Annotated in this window: 26 protein-coding genes; 13 read left to right on the top strand and 13 right to left on the bottom strand. The window is 70.7% G+C overall.

From position 1 onward, the window contains the following. Positions 1-6 precede the first annotated feature (6 nt). Positions 7-1023, bottom strand: coding sequence for a GNAT family N-acetyltransferase (locus AB0B94_RS16720; RefSeq protein WP_357280067.1), 1017 nt, complete (start codon positions 1021-1023; stop codon positions 7-9). Positions 1024-1095: 72 nt separating this feature from the next. Further along, the gene (locus AB0B94_RS16715) at positions 1096-2625 is read right to left on the bottom strand and encodes a lytic murein transglycosylase (RefSeq protein WP_357279571.1); all 1530 of its coding nucleotides are present in this window, start codon (positions 2623-2625) and stop codon (positions 1096-1098) included. Between the two features lie 36 nt (positions 2626-2661). On the opposite strand from AB0B94_RS16715, the gene AB0B94_RS16710 reads away from it, so the two are divergent. Together AB0B94_RS16710 and AB0B94_RS16705 are read left to right on the top strand one after the other, a co-directional pair. Further along, positions 2662-2877: a zinc ribbon domain-containing protein gene (locus tag AB0B94_RS16710; protein WP_357279568.1), complete on the top strand. Its 216-nt coding sequence runs from the start codon at positions 2662-2664 to the stop codon at positions 2875-2877. 152 nt (positions 2878-3029) lie between these two features. Beyond that, positions 3030-5870, top strand: a complete 2841-nt coding sequence (locus AB0B94_RS16705; protein ID WP_357279565.1) for an adenylate/guanylate cyclase domain-containing protein — start codon at positions 3030-3032, stop codon at positions 5868-5870. A 195-nt stretch (positions 5871-6065) separates the two neighbouring features. Here the strand turns inward: AB0B94_RS16705 and AB0B94_RS16700 are convergent, their stop codons facing one another. After that, on the bottom strand, positions 6066-6602 hold the full coding sequence (locus AB0B94_RS16700) for a phospholipase (RefSeq protein WP_357279560.1): 537 nt from the start codon (positions 6600-6602) through the stop codon (positions 6066-6068). A 178-nt stretch (positions 6603-6780) separates the two neighbouring features. Beyond that, complete coding sequence (locus AB0B94_RS16695) at positions 6781-8433, bottom strand: family 10 glycosylhydrolase (protein ID WP_357279556.1); 1653 nt, start codon at positions 8431-8433, stop codon at positions 6781-6783. Between the two features lie 202 nt (positions 8434-8635). Between AB0B94_RS16695 and AB0B94_RS16690 the strand changes: the two genes are divergently transcribed. After that, positions 8636-10138, top strand: coding sequence for an amino acid permease (locus AB0B94_RS16690; RefSeq protein ID WP_357279552.1), 1503 nt, complete (start codon positions 8636-8638; stop codon positions 10136-10138). 120 nt (positions 10139-10258) lie between these two features. Further along, a complete protein-coding gene (locus AB0B94_RS16685) occupies positions 10259-11311 on the top strand; it encodes a LacI family DNA-binding transcriptional regulator (RefSeq protein ID WP_357279546.1) in 1053 nt (350 codons plus the stop codon). 52 nt (positions 11312-11363) lie between these two features. On the opposite strand, the gene AB0B94_RS16680 is transcribed toward AB0B94_RS16685, so the two are convergent. The 3 genes from AB0B94_RS16680 to AB0B94_RS16670 all read right to left on the bottom strand — a co-directional run bounded on the left by AB0B94_RS16680 (position 11364) and on the right by AB0B94_RS16670 (position 14379). Further along, a complete protein-coding gene (locus tag AB0B94_RS16680) occupies positions 11364-12089 on the bottom strand; it encodes a methyltransferase domain-containing protein (RefSeq protein WP_357279541.1) in 726 nt (241 codons plus the stop codon). A gap of 305 nt (positions 12090-12394) precedes the next feature. Next, complete coding sequence (locus tag AB0B94_RS16675) at positions 12395-12703, bottom strand: hypothetical protein (RefSeq protein WP_124822832.1); 309 nt, start codon at positions 12701-12703, stop codon at positions 12395-12397. A 38-nt stretch (positions 12704-12741) separates the two neighbouring features. Then, positions 12742-14379 (bottom strand): ABC-F family ATP-binding cassette domain-containing protein, encoded by a 1638-nt coding sequence (locus tag AB0B94_RS16670; protein ID WP_357279538.1) that lies wholly within the window; start codon positions 14377-14379, stop codon positions 12742-12744. 62 nt (positions 14380-14441) lie between these two features. On the opposite strand from AB0B94_RS16670, the gene AB0B94_RS16665 reads away from it, so the two are divergent. The 4 genes from AB0B94_RS16665 (at position 14442) to AB0B94_RS16650 (ending at position 16690) form a co-directional block, all read left to right on the top strand. Then, positions 14442-15212 carry an ROK family protein gene (locus tag AB0B94_RS16665; protein WP_203120100.1) on the top strand — a complete coding sequence of 257 codons (771 nt, stop codon included), beginning with the start codon at positions 14442-14444 and terminating at the stop codon, positions 15210-15212. 130 nt (positions 15213-15342) lie between these two features. Next, positions 15343-15711 carry a tetratricopeptide repeat protein gene (locus AB0B94_RS16660; RefSeq protein WP_112584722.1) on the top strand — a complete coding sequence of 123 codons (369 nt, stop codon included), beginning with the start codon at positions 15343-15345 and terminating at the stop codon, positions 15709-15711. 116 nt (positions 15712-15827) lie between these two features. Beyond that, positions 15828-16082, top strand: coding sequence for a Smr/MutS family protein (locus AB0B94_RS16655; protein WP_007465523.1), 255 nt, complete (start codon positions 15828-15830; stop codon positions 16080-16082). Positions 16083-16123: 41 nt separating this feature from the next. Beyond that, positions 16124-16690, top strand: a complete 567-nt coding sequence (locus tag AB0B94_RS16650; RefSeq protein ID WP_357279523.1) for an NUDIX hydrolase — start codon at positions 16124-16126, stop codon at positions 16688-16690. Here AB0B94_RS16650 and AB0B94_RS16645 read toward each other — a convergent pair whose 3' ends face one another. Next, positions 16691-18100, bottom strand: a complete 1410-nt coding sequence (locus AB0B94_RS16645) for a helix-turn-helix transcriptional regulator (RefSeq protein ID WP_357280062.1) — start codon at positions 18098-18100, stop codon at positions 16691-16693. A 148-nt stretch (positions 18101-18248) separates the two neighbouring features. Between AB0B94_RS16645 and AB0B94_RS16640 the strand changes: the two genes are divergently transcribed. Next, on the top strand, positions 18249-18584 hold the full coding sequence (locus AB0B94_RS16640) for a hypothetical protein (protein ID WP_357279518.1): 336 nt from the start codon (positions 18249-18251) through the stop codon (positions 18582-18584). Positions 18585-18604: 20 nt separating this feature from the next. Here the strand turns inward: AB0B94_RS16640 and AB0B94_RS16635 are convergent, their stop codons facing one another. Then, complete coding sequence (locus AB0B94_RS16635) at positions 18605-18754, bottom strand: hypothetical protein (protein ID WP_357279513.1); 150 nt, start codon at positions 18752-18754, stop codon at positions 18605-18607. Between the two features lie 241 nt (positions 18755-18995). Here AB0B94_RS16635 and AB0B94_RS16630 point away from each other — a divergent pair, with 241 nt between their 5' ends. After that, the gene (locus AB0B94_RS16630) at positions 18996-19169 is read left to right on the top strand and encodes a hypothetical protein (RefSeq protein WP_357279508.1); all 174 of its coding nucleotides are present in this window, start codon (positions 18996-18998) and stop codon (positions 19167-19169) included. Positions 19170-19184: 15 nt separating this feature from the next. On the opposite strand, the gene AB0B94_RS16625 is transcribed toward AB0B94_RS16630, so the two are convergent. Then, positions 19185-19529 carry a hypothetical protein gene (locus AB0B94_RS16625; RefSeq protein ID WP_357279504.1) on the bottom strand — a complete coding sequence of 115 codons (345 nt, stop codon included), beginning with the start codon at positions 19527-19529 and terminating at the stop codon, positions 19185-19187. A gap of 162 nt (positions 19530-19691) precedes the next feature. Beyond that, the gene (locus AB0B94_RS16620) at positions 19692-20186 is read right to left on the bottom strand and encodes a GNAT family N-acetyltransferase (protein ID WP_357279501.1); all 495 of its coding nucleotides are present in this window, start codon (positions 20184-20186) and stop codon (positions 19692-19694) included. A 270-nt stretch (positions 20187-20456) separates the two neighbouring features. Here AB0B94_RS16620 and AB0B94_RS16615 point away from each other — a divergent pair, with 270 nt between their 5' ends. Continuing rightward, positions 20457-21107 carry a hypothetical protein gene (locus AB0B94_RS16615; protein WP_357279494.1) on the top strand — a complete coding sequence of 217 codons (651 nt, stop codon included), beginning with the start codon at positions 20457-20459 and terminating at the stop codon, positions 21105-21107. A 120-nt stretch (positions 21108-21227) separates the two neighbouring features. Then, positions 21228-21725 carry an NUDIX domain-containing protein gene (locus AB0B94_RS16610; RefSeq protein WP_357279489.1) on the top strand — a complete coding sequence of 166 codons (498 nt, stop codon included), beginning with the start codon at positions 21228-21230 and terminating at the stop codon, positions 21723-21725. Positions 21726-22044: 319 nt separating this feature from the next. Here the strand turns inward: AB0B94_RS16610 and AB0B94_RS16605 are convergent, their stop codons facing one another. Next, a complete protein-coding gene (locus AB0B94_RS16605; protein ID WP_357279486.1) occupies positions 22045-22545 on the bottom strand; it encodes a hypothetical protein in 501 nt (166 codons plus the stop codon). A 181-nt stretch (positions 22546-22726) separates the two neighbouring features. Between AB0B94_RS16605 and AB0B94_RS16600 the strand changes: the two genes are divergently transcribed. Next, complete coding sequence (locus tag AB0B94_RS16600; protein ID WP_357279483.1) at positions 22727-23668, top strand: threonine/serine dehydratase; 942 nt, start codon at positions 22727-22729, stop codon at positions 23666-23668. Between the two features lie 92 nt (positions 23669-23760). Here AB0B94_RS16600 and AB0B94_RS16595 read toward each other — a convergent pair whose 3' ends face one another. Beyond that, positions 23761-26133: a M28 family peptidase gene (locus AB0B94_RS16595; RefSeq protein ID WP_357280059.1), complete on the bottom strand. Its 2373-nt coding sequence runs from the start codon at positions 26131-26133 to the stop codon at positions 23761-23763. Between the last annotated feature and the right edge of the window lie 131 nt (positions 26134-26264).

Here is a 26264-nt window from a genome sequence, read left to right as displayed (position 1 = left end):
AATTCCTCAGCGCGGCGGATCGAGGCGGTGCACCAGCTCAGCGACATCGACGCTGTATTCGCACCAGTCCCGGTCGGGGCGGTAGCCCAGCTCCGCGTTGACCTTCAACATCGCCTCGTTGGCCTGCGCGTTCCAGGTCTGCACCTCGATCAGCTCCGGCTCGGCGGAGCGCAACTCCAGCAGCATCCGGGCCTTGATCGCCCGATCGATGCCGTAGCCCCGGTGATCCTGCGCGACAATCGTGTCGTACTGGTCGGCGCGGGTCGGGTGCTGCGCCGGCACCACCACCTCGGTCAGACCGGCCACCTCGCCGCTCTGCTCGTGCCGGGCGAGCACGATGTACGGCTTCATGCCCCGCCGGTGCAGCGTGTCGAGGCTGTCCCGCAGTCGCTCCGGGTCGTAGGAGCTGGGGCGCAGCTCACCGTCGTCGACGTCGCGCACCTCGGCCTTGGCCCGCGCGTACGCCTCGATCAGGTCGTCCGGCGGCCCGCCGGGGAAGAACTCCAGCTGGTAGCCCGAACCGATGCCGGTGGCCATCTCGGCCAGCTCGGCCCAGTCCACAGCGGTCAGGTCGAGCACGCTGCGCGTCTCCACGTACTCCCGGGTGAAACCGAGCGACTCGTAGAACCCGATCGCGGGCGTGTCGCCGACGACCTCGACCCCGATCGACCGGAAGCCCTCCTGGTAGACCCGGCGCGCGGCACGTAACACCAGGTCACGGCCGAGCCCGGTGCGCCGCGCGGACGGGTGCACAAGCACCTCAAGCACACCGATGTCACCCAGAAGGAGTACGTGCACCTGGCCGAGCACCGCGCCCGTGCCACCGGGGGCGGTCGGCTCGGCCTGGGCGATCCAGGAGATCCGCCGCTCGCCGGGCATCACCTCGGCGAGGTATTCCCGCAGTGAAGTCTCCCGCCAGGGCGGGTCCTGCGGCAGATCGGCCGCCAGGACCGCGTTCAGCGTGGCCAACAGCGACGCGATCTCGGCGGACGACGCGGTCCTGGGGTCCCACTCGCGCACCATCACCTGTCCAGCTTGCCGCTAACAGAGGCCCGGGGGAAGTGTCCAGTTCTCCAAGGTATCGAGACGATCACTTCACGACCGACTGGCCCGTCCGTACCGGTTCGCGGTGTCGTAGACGTCCTGGGCGTACCGCCGTACATCGTTGTAGGAGAGGATCGCGTTCCACCAGTCGCCCGCAATGCTCAGGTTTCGACCCCCCTTGCAGAGGTAGTTTCCCGCTGCCAGGGCGGCGTCGTCCAGGTCGTGCGGATCCTTGCGGCCGTCGTTGTCCGCGTCCGCCCCGATCTCCTGCCAGGTGGTCGGGATGAACTGCATCGGCCCGATGGCGCGGTCGAGGGTCGAGTCCCCATCGAGCACCCCACGGTCGGTGTCGATGATCCGCATCCGACCCTCGTTCCCGTCCAGCGGCAGCCCGATGATGTTGGGCACCGCCTTGCCGTCCTGCCCCAACCGCGCGCCGTTGGCCGAGCCGTGTCCCGATTCGACCTGCCCGATCGCGGCCAGCGTGGTCCAGCTCAGCGCGCAACTGCGGTTGGTCTGGGCGAGCACGAGTTCGGCGTAGCCGTACGCCTGCATGGCGACCGCCGGGACGCCGACCTTGGCACCTACCTGCTGCGCCCAACCGGCCAGGGCGTCCGACGGTCGGCCACCGGTCACCGACCCCGTCGGCAGCCCGTTGCCGGGTAACCCGCCGGTGGGCAGCGGAAGGGTCGGCAGCGGCCCGGTGGGCAGCGGGCCGGTCGGCAGGCCGGACGGCACCCCCGGCGCGGCGACCCCGCTCGGCGCGGCCGAGGCGTCGACAGCGACCGGGCGCGGCGAGCGGATCGCGGCCGGCACGAGCAGCGCTCCCGCCGCCCCGGTCGCGGCCACCAGCGCCAGCAGGAAGACGCCGGGCACTGTCAGCCGACCACTCGGCCGGCGTGCCCAGGCGCGGGTCGCCTGGGCCGCGGCGGCTGCTGCCCGGCGCGGCGGCAGACGTACCGCATGGGCGAACTGCACCCGCCGCCGGCGGGCCGGGTCGGACGCCGGCACGACCGGATTTTCATCCACAGTGGTCTTCGCCGGACCCGCGGCACCGGCCTTCGCTTCGTCAGTTGGCGTGTCGGCGCTCGACGCGCCGGCCGCCTTCGGCGTGGCCGGGCCACTGGCGCTGTCCTCCGCCTTCGCGTCCCCGGCTTTCGCGTCTTCGGCTTTCGCGCTGTCGGCTTTCGCGCTGTCGGCTTTAGCGTCCCCGGCTTTCGCGCTGTCGGCCTTTGCGGTGTCGGCCTTGGCTGCCTCGGCCGGGGAACCGGCTGCGGGGCTTGCGGTCGGGACAGGTTCAGCAGGGATCTTCGTGCCGGTGGCGCGCGTGTCCGGTTCGGACCCGGCGGAGTCGGCTGAGGTGGGCTTCGCCGCTGGCGGAGCCGGCGTGACGGCCGGCGGCGCGCTCGGCGCGCCTGCGGAACGCCCGCTCAGCCAGGGGCGGCGGGGGCGGGGCACATTGCGCGCCAGGTCGGGCGCGGCCCCGGAGCCTTCGAGCGGCCCGTCCAGCGGCGCGGCCGGTCGTAACGGTTGCACACGCGTGTCGTCCTCGCCGTCCACCACCTGTCGAGTATCACCCATGCTCCGCGAACCGTCAGATCCACGTACCCTGGGTGCATGCCCCGGTACGAGTTCCGCTGCCGCGCCTGCGGCGCCACCTTCGAGGTCAACCGTTCGATGGCGGCGGCCGGTGAGCCGGCCAGCTGCCCTCAGGGACACGCCGACACGGTCAAGCTTCTGTCCGCCGTCGCGGTCACCGGTCGCAGCGGCGGTGCCGGTGGTGCCCCGGCACCCGCCGCTGGTGGCTGCTGCGGCGGCGCCTGCGGCTGCTGATCGGGCCGGTTCGCCGCCGCCTGGTGGGCCGGCCTTGCCGGGAGCGGGTCCGAGTGGCACGTTGAGGCGGCACTTGCCCGGCCGTTCTCACGATGTGTGATCGTTCGGACTCAGGCAGCATGAACCCGACGTCACGGGCGGAGGTTCCTCGCATGTCGCCACGGATCCAGCTCCCGAGCGGTTGGGTGACCTTCGTATTTACCGATATTGAGGGTTCGACCCGGCTGGCTCAGCTGCTCGGCCCTGACTACCGCCCGGTGCTCGCTGAGCATCGACGCCTGCTGCGACGCACCCTGGCCAGCACGGGGGGCGCGGAGCTGCTGACCGAGGGCGACTCGTTCTTCCTGGCCTTCGAGGAAGCGACCGCGGCGATGACCGCGTGCCTGACCGCCCAGCGGGCACTGTCCAGCCACGACTGGCCAACCCCTGAGGCCGCGCCCCGGGTGCGGATGGGTTTGCACACCGGCTATGCGGAGCCACGCGACGGTGAGTACGCCAGCCCCGAGGTGCACCGGGCTGCCCGGGTGGCGGCCGCCGCGCACGGCGGGCAGGTGCTCTGCACGGCGTCCACCGCACGTCGGGCCGAGCCGATGCCGCCGGGTGCGACCCTGCTCGACCTGGGCCTGCATCGACTACGCGGCTTCGACGACCGGGAACGACTGTTCCAACTTGTCGCCCCGGGTCTGGAGCGGCAGTTCCCCCGGCCCCGCACCGCAGACGCGGTGGCGCACAACCTGCCCACCCAGGTGACCTCGTTCGTCGGCCGGCAGGCCGAGCGCATCGAGCTGGGCCTGCTGGTGCGTCAACACCGCCTGGTCACCGTGCTGGGTGCCGGTGGCGCGGGCAAGACCCGGCTCGCTGTGGAGTTGGCCAGCGGAGTTGTCGAGGCGTACCCGGACGGGGTCTGGTTCGTCGACATCGCCTCGGTGACCGACCCGGGGCTGGTGGCGTTCGCCATCGCCGCCGTGCTCGGCCTGCGTCCCGAGCCCGGTCGGCCGATGCTGGACACCCTCGTCGAGTACGCGGCAGGCCGTCGGATGCTTGTCGTACTGGACACCTGCGACACCCAACCGGCGGCCTGCGCCGAGGTGATCGCGCGTCTGCTGTCCGGCGGGGGCGGCGTACGGGTGCTGGCCACCAGCCGTGAGTCGTTCAGCCTGCCCGGCGAGGTGGTGTGGCGGATTCCGCCGCTCTCGGTCGACCGACGCGCGGACGGCGCGGAGAGCGACGCGGTGGCGCTGCTGCTGGACCGTACGGCGGCCGCGCGTGGTGGTCGACAGCCGGACCCGGCCGAGTCCGCCGACCTGCGCCGGGTGGTGCAGCGGTTGGACGGCCTGCCACTCGCCATCGAGTTGGCCGCCGCCCGGCTACGGGTGCTCTCCGTCGGCCAACTCGCCGAGCGGCTTGACGATGTCCTCGGCACCCTGGACGCCGGCCGGCAGGACCCGGATCCGACACCGGTGGAGCGGGGCTGGTCCGGCAACCAGCAGGACACCGTGGACCTGGTCGCCGCGGCGGCCGGGACGTCACCGCCCACTCCGGCGAGCCGGGCGGTGCAGCGCTCGGCCACCGAACGGCATCTGACCATGCAGGCCACCGTCACCTGGTCCTACCGGACGCTGGGGCCCCGGGCTGCCCGCCTGCTGCGGTGGCTGGCGGTCTTCGCCGGCCCGGTGGACCTGGCGACGGTGGAGTGGCTGCTGGGTGACGATCCGCTCGACCCGCTCTCGGTCCTGGTGGACAAGTCGATGGTGTTGGCCGAGCCCCGTGCCGCCGGCAGCACCTACCGGATGCTCGACCCCATCCGCGCGTACGCGGCAAGGCGGTTGGCCGAGGCGGGCGAGGAGCAGGCCGCTCGGGACCGGCACGTGGCCTGGTCGGCGCACGCGTTGGACCGGGCCCACCTGGGCCAGGACGGCCGACCGGTGACGCTGTCGTTGTACGCCCTCGATCCACTGGCCGGGGAGCTGCGCGCCGCGCTGCGCTGGTGCGCCACCGGCGGCAGCGCCCGTGCCGGTCTCGGCCTGGCGGGTGGCCTGGACCAGTGGTGGCTGGAGCGGGGCCTGGCCCGCGAGGGGCGGCTGTGGCTGTTCCGGCTGTACGGACGGATCGCGGAGACGGGGGAGCGGATCCCGGAGGCGGAGATGGCGGCGGCGTACCACATGCATTCGCTGCATGCCAGCGCCGACGGTGAGTTCGCCGAGGAGCTGCGCTACTCCCAGCGGGCGGAGGCGGCGGCCCGGCAGGCCGGCGACGCCGGGTTGCTGGCCCGGGTGCTCGCCGGCAGGGCCGCGCCGCTTGTCGACATGGGGCAGTTCGTCGAGGCCGAGCGGGTGTGCCGGGAGGTCATCGACTGGGCGCACGGGCAGGACGTGGTCGGTGAGGCGCTGTTCGCGGTCTTCAGCCTGGCCGAGCTGCTCTGGCGGCGGGGCGCCCTGGAGGAGGCTGCGGAGCTGCTGGGCGCGGTGCGTCCGGTGGAGGCGGCCCGGCCCGTGGAGCGGGGCCGGCGTTCGGTGGACATGCTGCTCGGCATGGTCGCGCTGGCCCGCGGCGACGTGATCGCCGCACACGAGCATCTGCTGGTGGCGCTGCGCTCCCGGATGGGCCACGGCTACCACGGCCGGGCGTGCGACACCTTGAACGCGGTAGCGGTGCGTTGCGCGATCGGCGGGGAGCGGCTGACGGCCGCCCGCCTGTTCGGGGCCGCGCAGGCCACCAGGGCGAGCATGCGTGCCACCCCGGGCATCTTCGGCGGTTACTGGGCGGAGCAGCAGGGGGAGTTGCGCGCGGTGCTGGGCGACGCGGCCTTCGACGACGCGTACGGCGAGGGTGCGGAGCTTGGGCTGGACGAGGCCGCGGCGCTGGCACTCGACGTGGAACACCCGGACCTGGCGGCGGACTCGACCCGCTTCAGCACCGGCCTGTCCCAACCAACCCCGCGCCGTCCCGCCGACCCCGACCGCCACCCAGCCACCCGAACCGAACGCGCCTAACCCCCGCCCCCGCCTCCCTGCCCCAGCCCTCTGCCCCAGCCCCCTGCCCCAGCGATCTTGCACTTTCTGCGGTGAGATAACGGTGCTAAAGCGGCAAACCGGCAACCGAAAGTGCAAGATCGCGTGGGCGTGGGCGTGGGCGTGGGCGTGGGCGTTGGGCTGGGTGGTGCGGGGCTGGGGGGTGGAGGGTCGGGGTTAGTGGGTTGCGGCGTTGGCTTCGGCTTGGGCCTTCATTCGGGCGGCGCGGTCGATGTCGGCCTGCTGGACGGCCGCCACTGAACCGAAGATGCTGACCGCCTGGTAATAGGTCCAGGCCAGGCTGTAGCAGGCCGGCCGGACGACAGTGTTGTACGTGGTGCAGACGCGCTTCAGGTCGGCGTAGAAGGCGCTGTCGAGGCGGGACTTGTTTGCGGAGAACTGGCCGACCGCCTTGTAGTTGCGGTAGCCGAAGTCGTGGCGGTAGCAGCCCAGGTTGAAGGTGAAGCCGAGCGGGTTGTCCGGGCTGGACGAGCAGTAGTCGGTGGACCAGTTGAAGTTGTACTCGGCCCAGGGGGCCCGGTTGACCCGGGCGCTGTTCCACGAGTTGTAGCTGGAGGCGCTGGTCTGGGTCCAGCTGGACAGCACGGAGAGCCGTTGGGCGGGGGTGACGGCGGCGGCGGGGGAGGCGATGGCGAGGGTGGCGAGCAGCGCTAACGCGCCCGAGGCGATGAGGGTGGCGAGACGTCGGGGCACGGGTGACCTCCGCGGGGTGAGCGGGTGGGACGGAAGTTACCGGCGGGTTACCGGATGTCGATGAGTGTCGATCAGCTGATCAACTAGGCGGTATGCGCATCGCCAACTATTGGTGACATGCGTTGAAACAGACGAATGCCCCGGACGCGCGAGGCGTCCGGGGCATTCAGCGAGGCGGTCAGCGCAGAACGAATGCCGGCGGGCTGGCGGGGCTCTCGTTGGCCGACCGGTCCAGCGCGGTTAGCTGATAGGTGTAGCGCCGACCGGGCTCGGCCGAGGTGTCCACCCAGGACTGGACGGTGCCGGGCGTGGCCCGGACGGTGTCGACCAGCTGCGCGGCGTCGGCGGTGGCGCACCGGCCGGGCAGCGTGGTGCCGTCGAAGCGGTAGATCGCGTACGAGGTGGCGGTGCCGAGCGGGCCGACGCCGTCGGCGGGCTGCCGCCAGGTGAGCCGGACCCCGTCGGCCTGCCTGGTCGCCTTGCTGAGCACCGGGAAGAGCAGCGGCCGCGCCGGCAGGTGGGGCATGGCTGGCACCAGCGCCGGGCGGGAGTAGTGCTCGCCGGCGTAGATGTCGGTGGCGCCGAGCCGGTTGGCCCGCACCTGCACCGCGGAGAAGTGCACGTTGCCCTGCACCTCCGGGTACGACCGGTTGAGCGTCAGGTGGTCGGACAGCTCCCGCGGGTTCTGCCAGTACGGCCCGTACGCCGGGTCGCCGCTCTTGTAGTCGGCCTGGCCGATGTAGAGCTGCACGCGGGTGCCGCGCACCGTCTCGGCCCACCACGGCACGAGGCGCGCGTAGTCGGCGGCCGGGTACTGGCCGATGTACCAGTAGAGCTGCGGCACCACGTAGTCGATCCACTCCTGCTTGATCCACTTACGGGTGTCGGCGGAGATGATGTCGTATGACTGGCTGCCGGTGGTGTCCGAACCGAGCGGGTCGGCCGTCTTGTTGCGCCAGATGCCGAACGGGCTGACGCCGAACTTCACCCACGGTTTCGCCGCCTTGATTTTGCCGTTCATCTCCTGGATCAGCAGGTTGATGTTGTCCCGCCGCCAGTCGGCCCGGTCGGTGAAGCCCCGGTTGTGGGCCGCGAAAGTCGCGTCGTCAGGCACCTGGTAGGTGCCGCTGGGGTAGGGGTAGAAGTAGTCGTCGAAGTGGACGCCGTCGATGTCGTACCGCTTGACGGCATCCATCATGGCGGTCTGGACGAACTCGCGGACCTCGGGGATTCCGGGGTTGTAGTAGAGCCGGCTGCCGGCCACCCCGGCCGGCGGGTAGGCGAAGGTCCAGTCGGGGTGCTGCTGAGCCGGGTGGCCGGGGGCGAGCTGGCTCAGGTCGGCGCCGGCACCGCCCGGTGCGGGCATGGAGACGCGGTACGGGTTGAACCAGGCGTGGAACTCCAGGTTCCGCTTGTGCGACTCGTCGACCAGGAAGGCCAGTGGGTCCCAGCCCGGGTCCTGGCCGCGTACCCCGGTCAGGTATTCCGACCAGGGCTCGTACGGCGAGGGCCAGAGCGCGTCAGCGGTGGGCCGGACCTGCACCACGACGGCGTTGTGGTGCAGCCGCCCGGCCAGGTCGAGCAGCTCGCGGTACTCGGCCTGCTGGGCCGCGATCCGGTCCGGGTTGGTCTGGGACGCCTTGCTGGGCCAGTCGATATTGACCACCGAGGAGATCCACATGGCCCGGAACTGCCGTTTCGGGGTGGCCGGGTCGGTGGCGCAGGTGGTGGTGTCGGCCGCGCTGGGTGCGGCGCTCGCGGGGGTGGCGCTGACGAACGTGCCGAGCAGGGCTGCGACCAGCCCGGCGACTCCGAGTCGGGTGGCTTTCATGCGGTGTGTCCCTTCGTTGGGGCTCCCGGATGTTTCGCGCGGTGCGCGGCAAGATTCGCCGTCGATGTCCGCGTTGCTGGTAGGAAATTTTCACAGTCTGGCCATCGCCGCAAGGGTTCGTGGTTGACCAATCGCGCCGGTGGGTAGCAACGGCGGTCACCGGCCGCCACGGAGGTGGTCGCACGGTGGGAGGGGTGACCGGGTGTCCGTGCTGCGCACAAAACCAATCAAGGACGTGATAGCCCAAGGTGAGGCGGACGGCAGCGACGGCCAGTTGGGGCTGAAGCGACGGCTCGGCGCGGTCGACCTCACCGGCTTCGGCATCGGCATCGTGATCGGCACCGGCATCTTCACGCTCACCGGGATCGAGGCCCGCGACAGCGCCGGGCCGGGCGTGGTGATCTCCTTCGCCATCGCCGGCGTGGTGGCACTGCTCGCCGCCCTCTGCTACGCCGAGCTGGCCTCCAGCGTGCCGACCGCCGGCAGCGCCTACACCTACGCGTACGCCACCATGGGCGAGATCGTCGCCTGGATCATCGGCTGGGACCTGCTGCTGGAGTTCGCGCTCGGCGCCGCGGTGGTGGCCCGAGGCTGGTCCGGCTACCTCGCCGAACTGCTCGACCTGCCAACCCGGTGGTTCGGCGAGGAGGGCAGCACCGTCAACGTGGGCGCCATCGCCATCGTGCTGATCCTCGGCATCGTGGCGATCGTCGGCATCCGGGAATCCGCCCGGATCACCAACCTGCTGGTGCTGGTCAAGGTGGCCATCTGCGTCTTCGTGGTGGTAGCCGGGCTGTTCTTCGTCAAGGCCGCCAACCTCACCCCGTTCATCCCGCCGGCCGAGCCCGCCGGGAGCGGCGACGACGGCATCAAGCAGCCGGTCACGCAGGCGCTCTTCGGGCTGGAGCCGTCGGTCTTCGGCTTCGTCGGGGTGCTCAGCGCCGCCGCCGTGGTCTTCTTCGCGTACACCGGATTCGAGGCCGTGGCCAACCTGGGCGAGGAGACGCGGAAGCCCAAGCGGGACCTCACCCTGGGTCTGCTCGGCACGTTGCTGATCTCCACAGTGCTCTACATCGGCGTGTCGCTGGTGGTGGTCGGGATGGTGCCGTACACCGAGATCGACAGGGGCGCCCCGATCGCGTCGGCCTTCGAGTCGGTCGGCGCCGGCTGGGCGGCAGTGCTGGTCTCCATCGCCGCTGTCGCGGGCCTGACCAGCGTCATCCTGGTCGACCTGGTGGCGATGGGCCGGATCGGCTTCGCCATCGCCCGGGACGGGTTGATCCCGCCCTCGATCGCGAAGGTGCACCCGCGTTGGGGCACCCCGTACCGGATCTCGGCGATCATGACGGTGGCGGTCGCGCTGCTGGCCGGCTTCCTGCCGCTGTCCGCGCTGGCCGACCTGGTCAGCATCGGCGCGCTCTGCGCGTTCGTCCTCGTGTCGGTGGCGGTGCCGATCCTGCGCCGCAAGCGGCCCGACCTGGAGCGGCCGTTCCGGGTGCCGTTCTCACCGGTGCTGCCCATCGTCTCGGCGTTGGCCTGCTTCTACCTGATGCTCAACCTGTCTGTGGAGACCTGGCTGCGGTTCCTGGCCTGGATGCTGCTCGGCGGGTTGATCTACTTCGGCTATGGCCACCGCCGCAACCGGCTGGCCCAGCACGAGCCCGCTGTCGCCCCGGCGGCTCGGGAGCCGAGCGCCGACAGCTGATCCGACGGGATGAGGAGGGGCCCCTTGCGACGGCAAGGGGCCCCTTGCCCGTCGCTCGTGCACCGTCGCGGAGAAGTCGCTGACGGTATGGTGCGCCCGTCACCTCGGGGAGGTTGCGGCGTGCGACACAGACTCAAGGACGTGGCCGAACGGGCCGGCGTCTCCGTCAAGACCGTCTCCAACGTCGTGAACGGCCACGTGCACGTGCGCCCGGACACCCGTGCCCGGGTCGAGGAGGCGATCGTCGAACTCAACTACCGGCCCAACCTCTCCGCCCGTCACCTCCGCAAGGGACGCACCGGCGTGATCGCGCTGGCGGTTCCGGAACTGGACATCCCGTACTTCGCCGAGCTGGCCCGTCACGTCGTCAGCGTCGCCGCCGAGCACGGCTGGACGGTGCTCATCGACCAGACCGGCGGCCGGCGTGACCAGGAGCGGGTGCTTGCCTCCGGTATCACCGACCACCTGATCGACGGGCTCATCCTCAGCCCGTTGGCGCTCACCGCGGCGGACCTGGCCGCTCTGGACGGCACCCCGATGGTGCTGCTCGGCGAGCGGATCGAACACTGCCCGGCGGATCGCGTGGTGATCGACAACGTGGCAGCGGCCCGGGAGATCACCGGCCACCTGATCCAGTTGGGTCGCCGCCGGATCGCGGCCGTCGGCGCGCAGCGCACCGACGAGGGTGCCAGCGCCCGGCTGCGCCTGGCCGGCTACCGCGACGCGCTGCGCGCCGCCGGCCTCGACCATGACCAGGCCCTGGTGGCGTCCGCGCCGGCCTGGCACCGCGCCGACGGCGCGGCCGCGATGCGGGGACTGCTCACCTCCGGCGTACGCCCCGACGCCGTCTTCTGCTTCAACGACACGCTGGCCCTCGGTGCCCTGCGGACCCTGCACGAGGCCGGCCTGCGGGTGCCCGAGGACGTGGCGGTGGCCGGCTTCGACGACATCGAGGACGGCAGGTTCGCCACCCCCGCCCTGAGCACCGTCGCCCCGGACAAGGAGCAGGTCGCCCGCCTGGCCGTCCAACTCCTCGCCAACCGCCTGGACGGCGACCCGACCCTCCCCGCCCAGCAACTAACGGCCCCGTACCGCCTGAAACTCCGCGAGTCCACCACCCCTCGCGTTGATCATGAAGTTATTGCCATGAAAGACGGCGTGTCGCCGCAATAACTTCATGATCAACCTGGGCGGGATGGGGTGGTTGGGGTGGGTGGGTGGGTGGTTAGTCGAAGAAGCGGGCGAGGTGGGAGTGGGGTGCTGGGTCGGCGTCCGGAGGGAGGGGCGTCAGGTCGGCGAAGATCGAGGCGCCGTCGCAGCCTGCGTGCAGTGGGTACCAGCGCGGCGTGCCAGGTGGCCGCAACTGACAGATCCCCTTGAACGTCTGCACGTCCATCAGCCGGACGTGGGTCGGGTCGGCGACCGCGTTCACATGCCCCCACCAGGGGCTCATCACGTGCAGCACCCCACCGGGGCGGAGCACCCTGTGACACTCGTCGACCAGTGGCAGGAAGTCGATCAGGTGCTCCAGGATGTGCACCGCGAAGAGGACGTCCACCGAGTTGTCGGCGAGCGGCAGCGAGCCGGACAGGTCCGCCACGGCGTCCACGCCGGGCGCCGGGTAGATGTCCAGCCCCAGGTTGCCCGACCACTGCTTGGTCGGCCCACAACCGAGGTCCACCACCACCGGCGGCCGCCCGCCGATGCCGACCCGGCACCAGACGCCGTAGACGCCGGCCAGCCGCCCCACCATGTCCCGCACCAGCCGTAGTTGGGCGGGCTCGGCCACGTCGCCGCTCAGATGGGCCACCCCCCGGTCGAACCGCACCTCGACCGCCAGGTCCCGCAACCGATCATCGTGGCGGACCTGGTCCGCCCATGCCTGGGCGAGGAAATCGTCTATCGCCCGCAGCCGGTCGGCCGAGGGCGGAGTCTGTGCCAAAGCGACCATTCGGGCCACCTCCCGCCGCGCGATACCCGCAATCGCGCCCGTTATGCCCCGCTCATCCGACTTGCCGCCCGCTGTGGCGAGGCCCGCCCACGCGTGTGTCCCGGGTTGCGGGCCGGGGCCGCAATCATGTTGATGCCACAGAGGCATCAAGATGACTCCTCGGCATCACTGTCAACGCAGGCATCGGCTTCGCCCCGGCACGGGCTGAGCCGCGACGCGGTCCACGCGGCTCACACCAGCGCACGGAGTGCAGGTCGCTTCGCCGCCGGCCGGCGAGGGGTCGCCTCGGCCGCCGAGCGCCCGGGTCAGCCGGAGAGAGTGCGGCGGCCCCCGCGCATCCGTTGGCGAGGCGGCGGGTCGGCGGGCTTCGGCCGCTTGAGGTGGTAGCGGTGCAGTTCGTGGTTGCCGGGCAGGGACGGGTCCTCGCTCATCGCGACCAACTCCCAGCCCTGGTCGCCGGCCCGGTTCAGGTGGGCCAGCGAGGTGTCGCCGTACGGCGTCACGTCGACCATCGAGCCGTCCGGCCCGTACCAGACGAAGACGACCTCCCAGCCGAGGTCGTTGGTCGCAGCCTGACGGCGGCGGACCAGCAGGGCGTACTCCCACTTGAGCATGGCGTCATTCTCACCCCGCGCCGGCCCGCGGGCACGGATCAATCCTCGGCGATCCGCCCGGCGTCGACCCGCAGTCGCCTGTTGGTCTCGATGGCGGCCAGCATCCGCCGGTCGTGGGTGACCAGCAGCAGCGTTCCGGGGTAGCTGGCCAGCGCCGATTCGAGCTGCTCGATGGCGGGCAGGTCCAGGTGGTTGGTGGGTTCGTCCAGCACCAGCAGGTTGACCCCACGGCCCTGGAGCAGGGCCAGCGCGGCCCGGGTCCGCTCACCGGGGGAGAGGGTGGCCGCCGGTCGGGGCACGTGCGCCGCCCGCAGGCCGAACTTGGCCAGCAGGGTCCGCGCGTCCGCCGGCGACAGATGGGGTACGGCCGCCTCGAACGCGTCGATCAGCGGTACGTCGCCGAGGAACAGCCCGCGGGCCTGGTCCACCTCGCCGACCACCACGCCGGGCCCGAGCGAGGCGGTGCCGGCGTCCAGCGGTAGCCGGCCCAGCAGCGCGGCCAACAGGGTGGACTTGCCCGAGCCGTTCGCCCCGGTCACCGCGACCCGGTCCGCCCAGTCGATCTGGAGGTCGATCGGGCCGAGGGTGAAGCCACCACGGCGTACCACGGCTCCGCGCAGCGTGGCCACGACGGCGCCGGCGCGGGGCGCGGCGGCGATCTCCATCCGCAGCTCCCACTCCTTGCGGGGCTCCTCGACCACGTCGAGCCGTTCGATCAGCCGTTCGGTCTGCTTGGCCTTGGCGGCCTGCTTCTCGCTCGACTCGCTGCGGAACTTGCGGCCGATCTTGTCGTTGTCGGTGGCCTTGCGGCGGGCGTTCTTCACGCCCTTCTCCATCCACCCACGCTGGGTGCGGGCCCGAGCCTCCAGCCCAGCCTTGGTGTCGGCGTACTCCTCGAAGTCCGCGCGGGCGTGCCGGCGGGCCACCTCGCGCTCCTCCAGGAAGGCCGCGTAGCCGCCGCCGTAGTGATTGATCTGCTGCTGCGGCAGGTCCAGCTCCAGCACCCTGGTCACCGTGCGGGTGAGGAACTCCCGGTCGTGGCTGACCAGCACCGTGCCGGCCCGTAGCCCGGTGACGAACTCCTCCAGCCGTTCCAGGCCGGCCAGGTCCAGGTCGTTCGTCGGCTCGTCGAGCAGGAACACGTCGTACCGGCTGAGCAGCAGCGACGCCAGCCCGGCGCGGGCCGCCTGCCCGCCGGAGAGCCCTGTCGTCGGGTGGTCAAGGTCGACGGCGAGGCCCAGGTCGGCGCTGACCTGCTCGGCGCGTTCGTCCAGGTCCGCGCCGCCGAGTGCGAGCCAGCGCTCCAACGCGTCGGCGTACGCGTCGTCGGCGCCCGCCGCCCCGGCGGTCAACGCCTCGGTCGCCGCGTCCAAGGCCGCCTGCGCGGCGGTCACCCCGGTCCGGCGGGCCAGGAAGTCCCGCACCGTCTCGCCCGGCCGCCGCTCCGGCTCCTGCGGCAGGTGGCCGACGCTCGCGATGGGCGGGCTCAGCCGCACGCTGCCGGCCTCGACCGGCAACAACCCGGCGAGGGTACGCAGCAGCGTCGACTTGCCGGCCCCGTTCGGCCCGACCAGCCCGACCACGTCGCCGGGGGCGACCACCAGGTCCAATCCGGCGAAGAGCGGGCGGTCACCGTGCCCGGCGGCCAGGTCCTTGACGATCATCGTGGCGCTCATCAGGACGGCAGCCTATCCGGCCGCCCGCATACCACCGGCCGGCAGCGGGCAGACTCAACGACGTGGTGACCACACTGGCGATCGACTGCGGCGGCGGGGGCATCAAGGCGTCCGTGCTCGACGAGGCGGGAACGATGCGGGCCCGGCCGTTGCGGGTGCCCACCCCGTACCCGTTGCCGCCCGCGCTGTTTGTCCGGACCCTGCTGGATCTCGGCGGTCGCCTGCCAACGGCGGACCGGCTCACTGTCGGCGTACCCGGCATGATCCGACACGGAGTGGTGGTGAGCACCCCGCACTACGTGACCCGCAACGGCCCCCGCACCCGGGTCGACCCGGACCTGCTCGCCGAGTGGTCCGGCTGGGACGCCCGCGGCGCGCTCGCGGACGCGTTCGGGGTGCCGGCGCTGGTGCTCAACGACGCCGAGGTGCACGGCGCCGGAGTGGTCGCCGGCACCGGCTGCGAACTGGTGCTGACCCTGGGGACGGGGCTGGGCAGCGCGCTCTTCGACGGCGGCGTGCTCGCACCGCACCTGGAGCTGTCGCACGCGCCGGTGCGCTGGGGCACCACCTACGACACGTACGTCGGCGAGCCGGAACGGCGGCGGCTCGGCGACGCCTTCTGGTCGCGTCGGATCCGCCAGGTGGTGGACGGGCTCCGCCCGGTGTTCCGCTGGGACCGGCTCTACCTGGGCGGGGGCAACTCCCGACTGATCCGGCCCGAGCAACTGGCCCGGATGGGCGACGACGTGGTGGTGGTGCCGAACACCGCCGGAATCGTCGGTGGTGTCCGCGCCTGGGAACTTTCCGCCGGACGTCGGGACGCCCGCACCTGACCGTTCGACGCCCCCTCAGCGGCCTTCGGTGGCTGGAACTGACCCGATCTCGACCCCGGGAACAGTCGCCAAACTCCCGGTGTTGTGCCAGCGTCGGAACAGGTGACGGTGCGACCCGAGGAGGTGGCAGATGGATCTTCTGGCGGACTACCGGCGGGCGACCATGTTCTTCGAAACCGGTGACCCCAGCGGGGCAGCCCGACTGCTGGAGCCGATCATCGACGCCGAACCCGGCAACGCGGCGGTCCGGCAACTGCTGGCCCGGGCGTACTTCCAGTCGGCCCAGCTCAACCGGGCCGAGGAGCACCTGCGTGAGCTGGTCGAACGGGACCCGAGCGACCACTACGCGCACCACGTGCTCGGTCGGACGCTCGAACGGCTGAATCGGCACACTGACGCGCTGCGGCACCTGCGGATCGCCGCCGCGATGTACGCGGCCAACGACGACTACCGGACCGCGCTGGAGCGGGTGGAGACCCGCCTCGGCGGCCGGCGCTGAACGTGCGGCGTGACACGGAAGGGGCGGTCCTTCGGGGCCGCCCCTTCGTCGTCGGACGACCTGGCGGAGGTGCCTAGGATGGCGGACATGGGACCTGACCTGCCGAGGGCTGCGGCATGAAGCTCAAGCTGGACCTGCACGAGATCTTCAACAAGGGCCAGGACATCGACCGGGCGTTGCGCGGGATCATGGACGAGGCGGTGGCGAAGAAGGCGACCCTCGTCGAGATCATCCCCGGCAAGGGGTCCGGCCAGCTCAAGAAGCGGGTGCTGCGGTTCCTCGACCAGAAGGACGTCAAGCAGCTCTACCACCGCGTGGAGAAGGACTCGAAGAACTTCGGCCGCCTCTTCGTCCACTTCCGCTGGAAGTGACGAGGGCACGCCGTCCGTGCCAGCGGTCGGATACTGGGCTGGTGACGGAGGAGCAGGGTACCGAGCCGACGCGGTGGACGATTCACGGTGAGCGGGTGGTGGACGGCAGCCGGCGAGCGCGGCTGAGCATTGCCGACGTGGAACTGCCGGACGGTGTCCGCTTCGAGCAGTACGTGATCAGAGCACCCCAGTCAGCCATGGTTGCGGTGCTTGACGAGCAGGAGCGCCTGCTGCTGATGCGGCGGCACCGGTTCGTGTTCGACCGGTGGGTGTGGGAGCTGCCCGGGGGTTACGTCGACGACGGCGAGCACCCGGCGAGCTGCGCGATCCGGGAGGTTGAGGAGGAGACCGGATGGCGTCCGGGTGCGGTGGAACCGATGCTGTCGTTCCAGCCGTGGGTGGCGACTGCGGATGCCGAGAATCTGCTGTTCCTGGCACGCGATGCGATACACATTGGTCCGCCGGTGGACGTCAACGAGGCCGAGCGGGTGGCCTGGATTCCGTTGGCGGAAGCGCGGAACCTCGTCTCCCGGGGTGAGATCGTGGGATCCGGCACGGTGATCGCGGTGTTGGAGCTGGTCGCGCGCAAGGCCCGGGGCGAGCTGTAGTCAGCGGCGTTGACCGAGGGTCGCGTCGACGCGGTTGATGAAGTGTCGGACGGCTGGCCGGCGGCGGTGTGCTGTGAGTTCGGTTTGCAGGTCGCGTAGGTACCGGGCGGCTCGGGCCGAGCGTAGTTGAGAGGTCAGCGTGAGCGCTCTGGCCCCGATGGCGCTGGCGCGATCGGGTTCGCCGCAGTGGGCGTGGATGGAGGCGAGAAGGGCGAGGTTGAAGGCCTTTCCGCGTATGTAGCGTTCGTCCATTCGCAGTGAGCGGACGGTGAAGCGTTCGGCCTGCTGGTAATGGCCGAGGGCATGGAAGCAGTGGCCGAACTTGGCTGACAGGTATGCCTCGTCGAAGTAGCCGAGCCATTGCGGGTCGTTGCTGCGGTCGGCCCGGTCGAGGGTCTGTTCTGCCTGGTGCAGTGCGGTTGTGCAGGCGCGTTCGTCGCGCGCGGCGGCGTGGGCATGAGCTTCCATGACCAGCGCCTCGGCGGTCAGCACCGCGAGGCCGGCGCGTTGTGCTGTCTGCCGGGCGGCGCGGGCGAGGTCGACGCCGCTGGCATTGTGACCGAGGTAGGTGGCTTGGTGGCTCATCGCGGCGAGGATTTCGGCGCCGAGCCCAGCATCGTCGGCAGCTCGGGCGAGGTCGAGGGCGTGGGTGAGGTAGCGCTGGGCGAGGCCGTGTTCGGCCGTGTCGTATGCCTGCCAGCCGGCGAGCTGGGTCAGCTCGGCGACGGCGGCGAGTAGCTTTCGGCCGGTCGCCGGATCGTAGCGGCCCTCGATCAGCAGGGGCGTGACCTCGTGGTTGAGGTAGCGGGCGAGGGTTTCGCGGGCGTGGCCGCCCCCGTGCTGGTTGTCGAGTCGACGGTAGGTGGAGGTCATCTCGCGGATGGTGTCGATGTCGGGTTGACCGACTGATCGGCGACCTTGCTGTGTGACGGGTTGGGTGGTGGGGGCGGTGAACCAGCGCAGCGCGGGCAGGGTGTAGCCAGCGGAGCTGAACACTGACTGACGGAGCATGTCTCGGCGGTTCACGTCGCCTTCCCACAGCTGCGTGGCGGCGCGGACGTCCTCGCGCCATGATCGGCTATTTGGCATATCACCCGGAGGGCTGCCGGGGGTGAGGTGACGTGCTTGGTGGCGCGGTGCAAGACCGAGCGACATCCGGGTCTCGTCGGGCATGCCGCAGCCGTCGGCGATCCGCTCCAGCACGTCGATGGAGGTCACCTTCCGGCCGGCGATCACGCGGCTGACGTAGCCCTGTTCCAGGCCGACCACCGCCCCGATGCGCGTCTGACTTGCCCCCGCATGCCGGCCAAGCAGGCGGAAGAGAGTGCCGATGTCGCGGTCACGCACTGCGGTCCTAACGTCCTCCCGCGCCCAGAAGCCGTCCGGAATCCGAAGATGGTCGAGTAGCAAAGCCCCTCCCACCGTCGTCGAGTGACTACGCATCGTGCTCAACCTGGAGCCTAAGTCTGGTGCCCGTGCAGGTCGAGCCCGCTCATGTCACCGTGACATGGCTAGCGAACATGGTCGCGAGACCACAGCCGGCGGGACCGTCTTGCACATGTTGTTGCATGTCGAGAACCCACCGGTCGAGCCGCCTGACGGCTGTCGCCACCGGCTGCTGTGGCGTCTGTGCCGAGCACTGTGGGAAGACCACCGCCCGGACCGTGCCGCCCACTACCTCATCGTCGGCTGCGCGCAGGACGACCAACTCGTGCCGTGCCACCTGGCACGCCTCGCCGCAGAAGGGCTGCGAACCGCCAGCGGCGAGCAGGACGTTGCATCACCGCTGTGGCTCTCACTTGCCCGGAGCCTCATCGCCACGGGCGACATCAAACTCGCCGCCGTCATGGCGGAGGCACGCTGGCACCGCCGCCGTGCAGGCCTAACGGGGTGAGGATGGCTGCTATTTACGGCCTAGAGGCCCTGATCGACCATGCCCAGGCTCAAGTCGACGCTGCCGACGAACTCCTGACCCGCCACCTCGAGGTCGGACTCGACCTGTGCCGGTGCGGTCGGCCCCATCCCTGCTCCGAGCGACTGAGGTGGCTCCAGAGGCGGGCGCATTTCGTTCACCTTATCGGCGGCTCACGGTGACCACCCACAGCCCGGTGATGCCGATCTGGACCTGCGGAGGCTGCAACGCGCCATGGCCCTGCCGGACCCGACAGCAAGAGCTACGCGCTGAGTACGAGGGGGCATCCGTTTCCCTGGCGCTCTACATGGGCGCTCAACTGGTCTGCGCCTCGCAGGACCTGACCTGGGTGCCGGCAGGGGTCCTGCACCTTCGCTTTTTCGGTTGGACCCGATGAGCATCCTCCGGAGGGGCGACGAAAATTTCCACTACAGCGATGGCTCCCACAAGTGGATCCCGCCGGACCCCGAATACGACCAAGACGTCTGGGACGAGCAGATTCGCCAGCACAAACACGGCCACCTGCGAAACGAGCGTCCGAAGGTCCGCATCCAGCGGCTGATCTGATGTGAGCGGCGGCGGTCAGAGGTTGGCGATGAGGAGTCCGCACACGGCCAGCGGAAGCATCGCGGACAGGCTGCCCAGCACGGCCGACGAGCGGATCCGGGTACGGGCGACGAGGACCGCGAGCATTGCCAGGCTGACCAGCAGCGCGAGGAACAGCACGGGCGTAGCCACGTAGAGCCCGAAGAGCAGCGCCCGCGACCGTTCGGAGTCGCATACCTCGCCGCAGCCAGCCGGGACCGACCCGGAAAGCGTGCTGAGGAACAGGCCGAACGACACGACGATGGCCACGTACCAGCCGGCCAGCACCAGGAAGGATGAGCGCGCGTCAACGAGATGGGTGCGTGACGGTGCCAGAGTCATGAGCGAAGTATCCGCCTTTGCGCGAGCTGGATCAGCTTTCGAGAGCATCGGCGCGGGAAGCGTGGCCCGGCCGGGCGGCGGGACCAGCACTGCGGACGGCCACTCCAACGCCAGGTGATCGTTACGCCTTCTTGGATCGCTTCGCCTCGGGCGCCACACGCGTCAGGCCCCGATCTCAGCGACCATCGTGTCCGCGTCCTCGAACGACTCAACCGTGCGGAATCCTTCGGCGGCGTACAGCCTTGCAGCGAAGTTCGCCCGCTCCACGCTCAGCGACACCGTGCGGATGCCACGTTCTCGTGCGGCGTCCAGAACAGCGCGCAGAAGCAGCCGGCCCACACCCCGACCCCTCCAGGCCTCCACCACCCCGATAGTCAGCTCTGGCACGTCGTCACTCACGTACCCATAGCCCGGATCAGCGGCGGTCAGGTATCGGCACCAGGCCGCGCCGACTGACCGATCAGCTCGGTCCACCGCAACCAGGCCAAAGTCGTCTGGCTGCATCCACCCGGTGACATAGTGAGCCAGCGCGGGATTCGCCAGGATCTGCTCGCGAGACCAGTTGCGCTCAGGCAGCCAGTTCACGGCCTCCACGAGCATGTCAACCAGGAATTCGAAATCAGCCGAGGTGGCTGCGCGGATGACGAGATCAGTCACCGCCGAAGGCTCGCACACAAGATTGGACAGAGCCAAGATCCCGCCGGGTCCCGGCCGTTCAACGCGAATCACAGCAACCATCATTGGCCATCGACGCCTGATGCGGGCGCAGCTCACGGGCCGTCTCGTCCGATTCGATCGAGTGCTTCCACGATCTGGATCAATACCGCTGGAAGTATCAGCGCCTTGTCGATGGGGCGTAGGTGTGGCACGGGCGGTGACAGACCAGAGTGCGGCATCATCGGCAGGCATCGGGGGTACAAGCCGTCGATGCGCTTACGTCCCGGTGAGACTGAAGCCGTTGGTTGGCGGCTGGTAACCCTGTTCGACGCCGTCCGGCAGTTACGGGATGCATCACCAGCTGTCACCGGACGCCCTCGGGTGATCGCGATCGATGGCCGGGGTGGGGCGGGTAAGACGAGCCTGGCCGAGAAGCTGCGCAAGGTGGAGTCCAACTCCGCCACCGTGCACACCGACGATGTCGCCTGGAACCACGCCTATTTCGACTGGGGCGCCGTGCTCGCCGAGAACATTCTGCAACCTCTGCACCGAGGGGAGTCGGTGAACTTCCGTCCCGATGCCTGGATCAGCCACGACCGAGCTGGATCGATCACCGTGCCTGCCGGCGCTGACTTCGTCTGGGTCGAGGGCACCGGCATCATCCGAGACGAACTTGGCCCGTGGTTGGACGCCTCGATGTACATACAGGGCGATCTTGATGAACAAGAGCGCCGGCTGGCCGCTCGCGACGGTGACTCTTCCGAACAGCAGGAGCACGTGACGCACTGGCTGCGGGAGGAGCTGCCCTTCATGCTGCGAGAACGACCGTGGTCCCGAGCCACCCTGATCGTCGCCTGCCCTTTGGAGATTGACCACGACCCGGACACCGAACTGGTCGTAGCCGCACCGGTTACGGCATAAGGAAAGCCCGATCGCCCTACGAGCAGGAGGTGGCGATTGGTTGGTTCATGGGCGCAGGCGCATCAGGCCGCTACGCCGTCGCTGGCGTCGACGGTGATCGTTGACCCGTAGGGTGTCCTCATGTCGACGGTGGACCTGCGGCGATCGGCGCGTGCGGTCGTCGTCGATGAAGACGACCGGGTTCTGTTGCTACGACTCGCCATTCCCGATCCGGCCGGCACGATCGCCGTCTGGATCACTCCCGGGGGTGGCGTCGAAGACGGCGAGACGCCACTGGCCGCCCTGCGGCGAGAGCTGCGCGAAGAGGTCGGCCTTGCTCTCGATGCCGACCCGCCTCAGGTCTGGCGCCAGGAGATAGTCGCCGCCGGGTTCGCACCCGGCCACGATGGCGTCGTGAACGACTACTTCCTCGTTCGGACCGCGTCGTTCACGCCGCGCGGTGTGATGAGCGATGAAGAACTCGCCGCCGAGCACGTCATTGGCTGGCGTTGGTGGTCGCTGTCAGAAATCAGCGAACACCGCGGTCCGGAACTGTTCTCGCCCCGAGACCTCGCCACGCCGTTGACGGAATTGATCAATGACGGAGTGCCAGTCCAGCCCGTCGCGCTCGGCCTGTGAACCGCACCCCTGCGGGACCAGTTGCGGCGTCGCCGGTCCCAGCGAAGGCTTCGACGCCCACGGCGATGTCACGCCGAAGCAACCGGGGTTCTGATGCATACCCGTAGCGACCTCCGGCTTTAGGTAGGCTGCTCCGAAGTAAGATTCAATCTAGCTTCGGGAGGTTCGGGGCTTTCAGCCCGAGACCAGTGGCCTGGTCGTCGTCAGCCGCTCTGGAGCCAACCTTCCGGCTGGGGCTGTGGACCTTTCTGGGGACCTGACGACATTGTCCGTGCCTGGTCGGCCTGATGCTGTCTGTCGCGAACGGGGCCCATTGCCGTTAACGCGGTACCCAGGTGGCCGAAATCCCAGGCGGGCATTCGATCGGCGCGGGAGTGATCTCGCGGGGCCCGCTGGCTTCCCGGCGAACATCGAAGCGTACGCAGATGTGGTAGGACGTCTCGTCGCCGGCCAGCCAGCCTTCGGATGCGCTGCCCGTCATCATGACCTCCACCCTGGCCAGGAGACCCACCCCACGCTCGTCCGGCTCATGGACCGCGGAGGTGAGTAGCTCGCCTCCGGTTTCGGCGACGAGCCGATCGAGTACGGACTTGTTGCTTTTCCAGCCCTTCAGGCTGAGTGAGTCGGTTGCCCATGGCTCGGTTTCGTGGGCGACCTGTTCGGCCCTCTTCAAGACCGAGTCCCGAGCCTTGTCATGGGCTGAGGGGGCGCATCCAGCAGACGGCAGCGCGACGAGGCAGGCCAGCAGCGCGCCGACGACGGTCCGCCCCCAGCGAGCCGGATCGAGTGCCCGTCGACTGTCGATGATGTGTCGCGACATGTTGCTAGAACATCGTCAATCCGGCCGGAGCGCATCCGTCCCGGTACTCAGCGCTGCGCTGGCCGGCCTGCGGACAAGGTTGGGTGAGTGAAGCGTCCCGCGACGGATGGCCGACGGATCTCCATAGGATGTTCTGTCGGGCTCACCGGCGATGGTCGACTCGTAGTGAAGGGCGTTTCCCATGCTGAACAGAAGCGACGTCGAGGCGGCGGCCGCGCTGGTGCAGGGGCGGGTGCGGGAAACCCCGGTCATCGCTGTCGACGGCGCCGATCTGGGTGTGCCGGCGCAGCTCAGCCTCAAGCTGGAGCTGCACCAGCACACCGGCTCGTTCAAGCCGCGCGGCGCGTTCAACCGGATGCTCCAGGGGCCGCTGCCGCCGGCGGGGGTGATCGCCGCATCGGGTGGCAACCATGGTCTCGCCGTCGCGTACGCGGCCCGGTCGCTGGGCGTGCCGGCGGAGGTCTTCGTGCCGGTGACCTCTTCGCCGGTGAAGGTGCAGCGGCTGGCCGGGCTGGGCGCCCAGGTGCGCCAGGTGGGCCAGCACTACGCGGAGGCCCTGGCCGCGAGCACCCGGCGGGCCGAGGAGACCGGCGCGCTGGTCGTGCACGCGTACGACCAGCCGGAGGTGGTGGCCGGTCAGGGCACCGTCGGCCGGGAGCTGGAACGGCAGGTGGACGGGATCGACACCGTGCTGGTGGCGGTCGGCGGCGGCGGGTTGGTGTCCGGCATCGCCAGTTGGTTCGACGGTTCGGTACGTGTCGTCGCCGTCGAGCCCGAGCAGATTCCCACCCTGCACTCCGCTCTCAAGGCGGGTGGGCCGGTCGACATCGAGGTGGGCGGCATCGCCACGGACTCGCTGGGCGCCCGCCGCATCGGCGACATCGCGTTCGACACCGCCCGCCGGACCGGGGTGGTGTCCGTGCTGGTCAGCGACGAGGATCTGGTGCGGGCGCGTCGGCTGCTCTGGTCGGAGCTGAGGGTCGCCGCCGAGTTCGGTGGTGCCGCGGCGCTGGCCGCGCTGGTCGGAGGCGCGTACGTGCCGCAGGCGGGGGAGCGGGTGGCGGTGATCGTCTGCGGCGGCAACACCGACCCGAGTGACCTGGGGCCCGCCGCGCCGCACTGACCGGGCACCGTAGGTAGGTGGTGCGTCCGCGGGTGCAGAGCAAAGGACGCGGGTCCGGCGGGTAGCACCCCGCCGGACCATGACCCGTCCCGTCAGAAGGGGTAGGTGCGCGCCACCGCCAGCATCTCGGAGCTGTGCGATCCGACGACGCCGACGGCCGGCGGCCGGGGGCGGAAGCCGGGCAGCGCGTCCAACCCGTCACTGGCGTCCATGGCCCGCAACGCCACCTGCCCGGCGATGGGCCGCACTGTCAACGTGACCTCGATGCCCTCCGTCGGCGGGGCGTGGAACACCAGCCCGAAGCCCCACTTGCCCTCGCGGGGCTCCACCGGCACCGACCGCCCGGCCACCTCGGCCCTCAGCACGGTGGCGGTCGACGTGTCGACGTGCAGGGTGGCCAGCCGCGCGGCCCGCTGCGGGGTGAGCCGCAGCCGCAGCGTCCGTTCACCGCCGGAGGTGGCGTCGGCCACCACGTCCAGCTTCGGGGCCGGCAGGTTCGCCGGCTGCGCCGGCCCGGTCCGCAGTTCACCGTCGCCGAGCCCGGGGAAGTCGTCGCCGACGTCGGCCGTCCCGTCCACGTAGCCGTCCGTCCACGACTGCGGGTCGCTCTCGTGGCTGAGCCAACGGGCCTGGCCGGTGCCGGCGTCCATCGCGTACATCAGGTGGGTGGGCGCGGGATGGTCGGTGTCGAAGCGGTCGACGCCCAGCCCGACCCCGGCGAGCACCACCGCCGCCAGAGCCGTGGCGGCGGCCGGGAGCACGCCGAGCCGTCGGGCCCGCAGCGCCAGCAGGCCGCGCTGGCCGCCGGCCTGCGGGTGCAGCAGGTCGACCACCGGCAGGGCGGTCAGGCCGAGTAGCACCGCGACCAGCGCGGCCACCCCGCCCATGGCCATCCCGAGCGCGGGGAAGAGCAGCACCACTGTGGGCAGCAGGATGACCACACCGACGGCCGCTGCGGCGGTCACGGCCACCACCGGCCACGGCCCGGTCTGCCGGGTACGCAGCGCGACCAGCCCACCGAGCGCGCCGGCCAGCGCCGGCAGTGTGGTGAGGTACGCCCCACCCGGCACCGCCACGGCGAGCAGCACTCCGAGCAGCGCAAGCCAGGCCAGCCCACCGATCGCGAGCGCGGCCGGGCCGATCCGGCGGCGGGTCAGCGCGTACCAGGTGAACAGGATGGCGGTGGCGAGCGCCACGACGGCCAGCCGGTACCAGATCGGTCGGTACGGGTCGAGCAGTTCCGCGTACCCCGGTCGGATCGCGGCGATCGCCAGCCAGAGCAGTTGGGCGGCGACCGGCGCGACCACGATCGGCACCAGGGCCAGCCCGAAGCCGGCGGCCATCCGGCCGATGCTGGCCCGGCCCTGCCGACGGGTCAGCCAGCCCAGCGCGGCCACCGCCACCACCGCGAGCAGGGCCAGCGGCAGGGTGAGCCAGCCCGGGTAGCGGACCAGCCCGCCGGGAACGGGGAAGTAGGTGGCGTCGTGCCCGGAGCGCAGCTCGGTCAGGTCGGTGCCGCCGAACTCCCGGGCCAGGCCCAGCGCGTTGTCCCCGTGCTGCTGGAGGCTGCCCCGGTCCATGGCCTCCGGTGTGTCCAACGGCGTGTGGTAGATCGCGCCCCCGTCGATGTACGCCGAGTTCAACCCGACGAACTTGTGATCGAGGAAGGCGGTGAAATCGGTGTCGTTCGGCAGCGCGCGGTAGATCTCCACCGCGAACGAGGTGCCGACCGGGTGAGGGGCGGCCCGGCCGAAGATGTCCACCAACTTCGCGTTGTTCCGGGACGTCTCGAACATGATCACCGGCCCGGTGGAGCCCCGCGCCTCCAGGTTGAGCACCACCCCGCCGTCGGTGGCCAGCGGGTGGCTGGCGGCGAACGCGGCAGCGCCGCACAGGCACGCCTCCTCGGCGTCGGTCAGCACGAAGACGATGTCGTTGCGCGGCCGAGGGCCGGTGGTCAGCGCGCGGGCCACCTCCAGGATGGTCGACGTGCCGGCCGCGTCGTCGTTGCCGCCCGGCCCGGTCTGCACCGAGTCGTAGTGGGAGACCAGGAAGACCCGACCCGTCGAGTCGGTGCCGGGCAGCCGGGCCACCACGTTGCGGACCCGGGCCACTGTCGCCCCGCCCGCCGCCCCGCTGAGCTGACCGGCCTCCGGTGCCACAGTGTCCTGCACCTCGGTCTCCAGGCCCAGCCCCCGCAACCGCTGCTCCAGGTGCGCGCGCACCTGTTCGTTGGCCGGACTGCCGGCGACGTGCGACCGGGCGGCGATCACCTGGACGTCCTCGTACGCCCGGCCGGCGCTGAACGCGTCAGCCGGCGCGTCGGCCGACTTCGGGGCCGGGGTGCGCAGGTCGAGCAGACTGCCGGCGGCGACAGCGGCCAGCGCGGCCAACGCCGCCGCGGCGGCCACGAGCCGCCGACGCGGCCGGGCCAGCGCCCGGCTGCCAGGGGGTACGCCCGGAATCGGACGGGTCGGCGTGCCCGTCGTGGCCGGGGTGGTGGGTGCGCCCACGGGTACTCCTCGGGGGGTGGTGGGGCCTGGGGTGGGATCATCCTGCCCGTCGGGGGCTGCGGATGGGATGGCCGGTACGTCCC

The sequence above is a fragment of the Micromonospora sp. NPDC048986 genome, assembly GCF_040649335.1.
GTDB lineage: Bacteria > Actinomycetota > Actinomycetes > Mycobacteriales > Micromonosporaceae > Micromonospora > Micromonospora alfalfae.
Note: the sequence above shows the minus strand (reverse complement) of the source record. Positions and strands in the feature narration are given on the sequence as shown.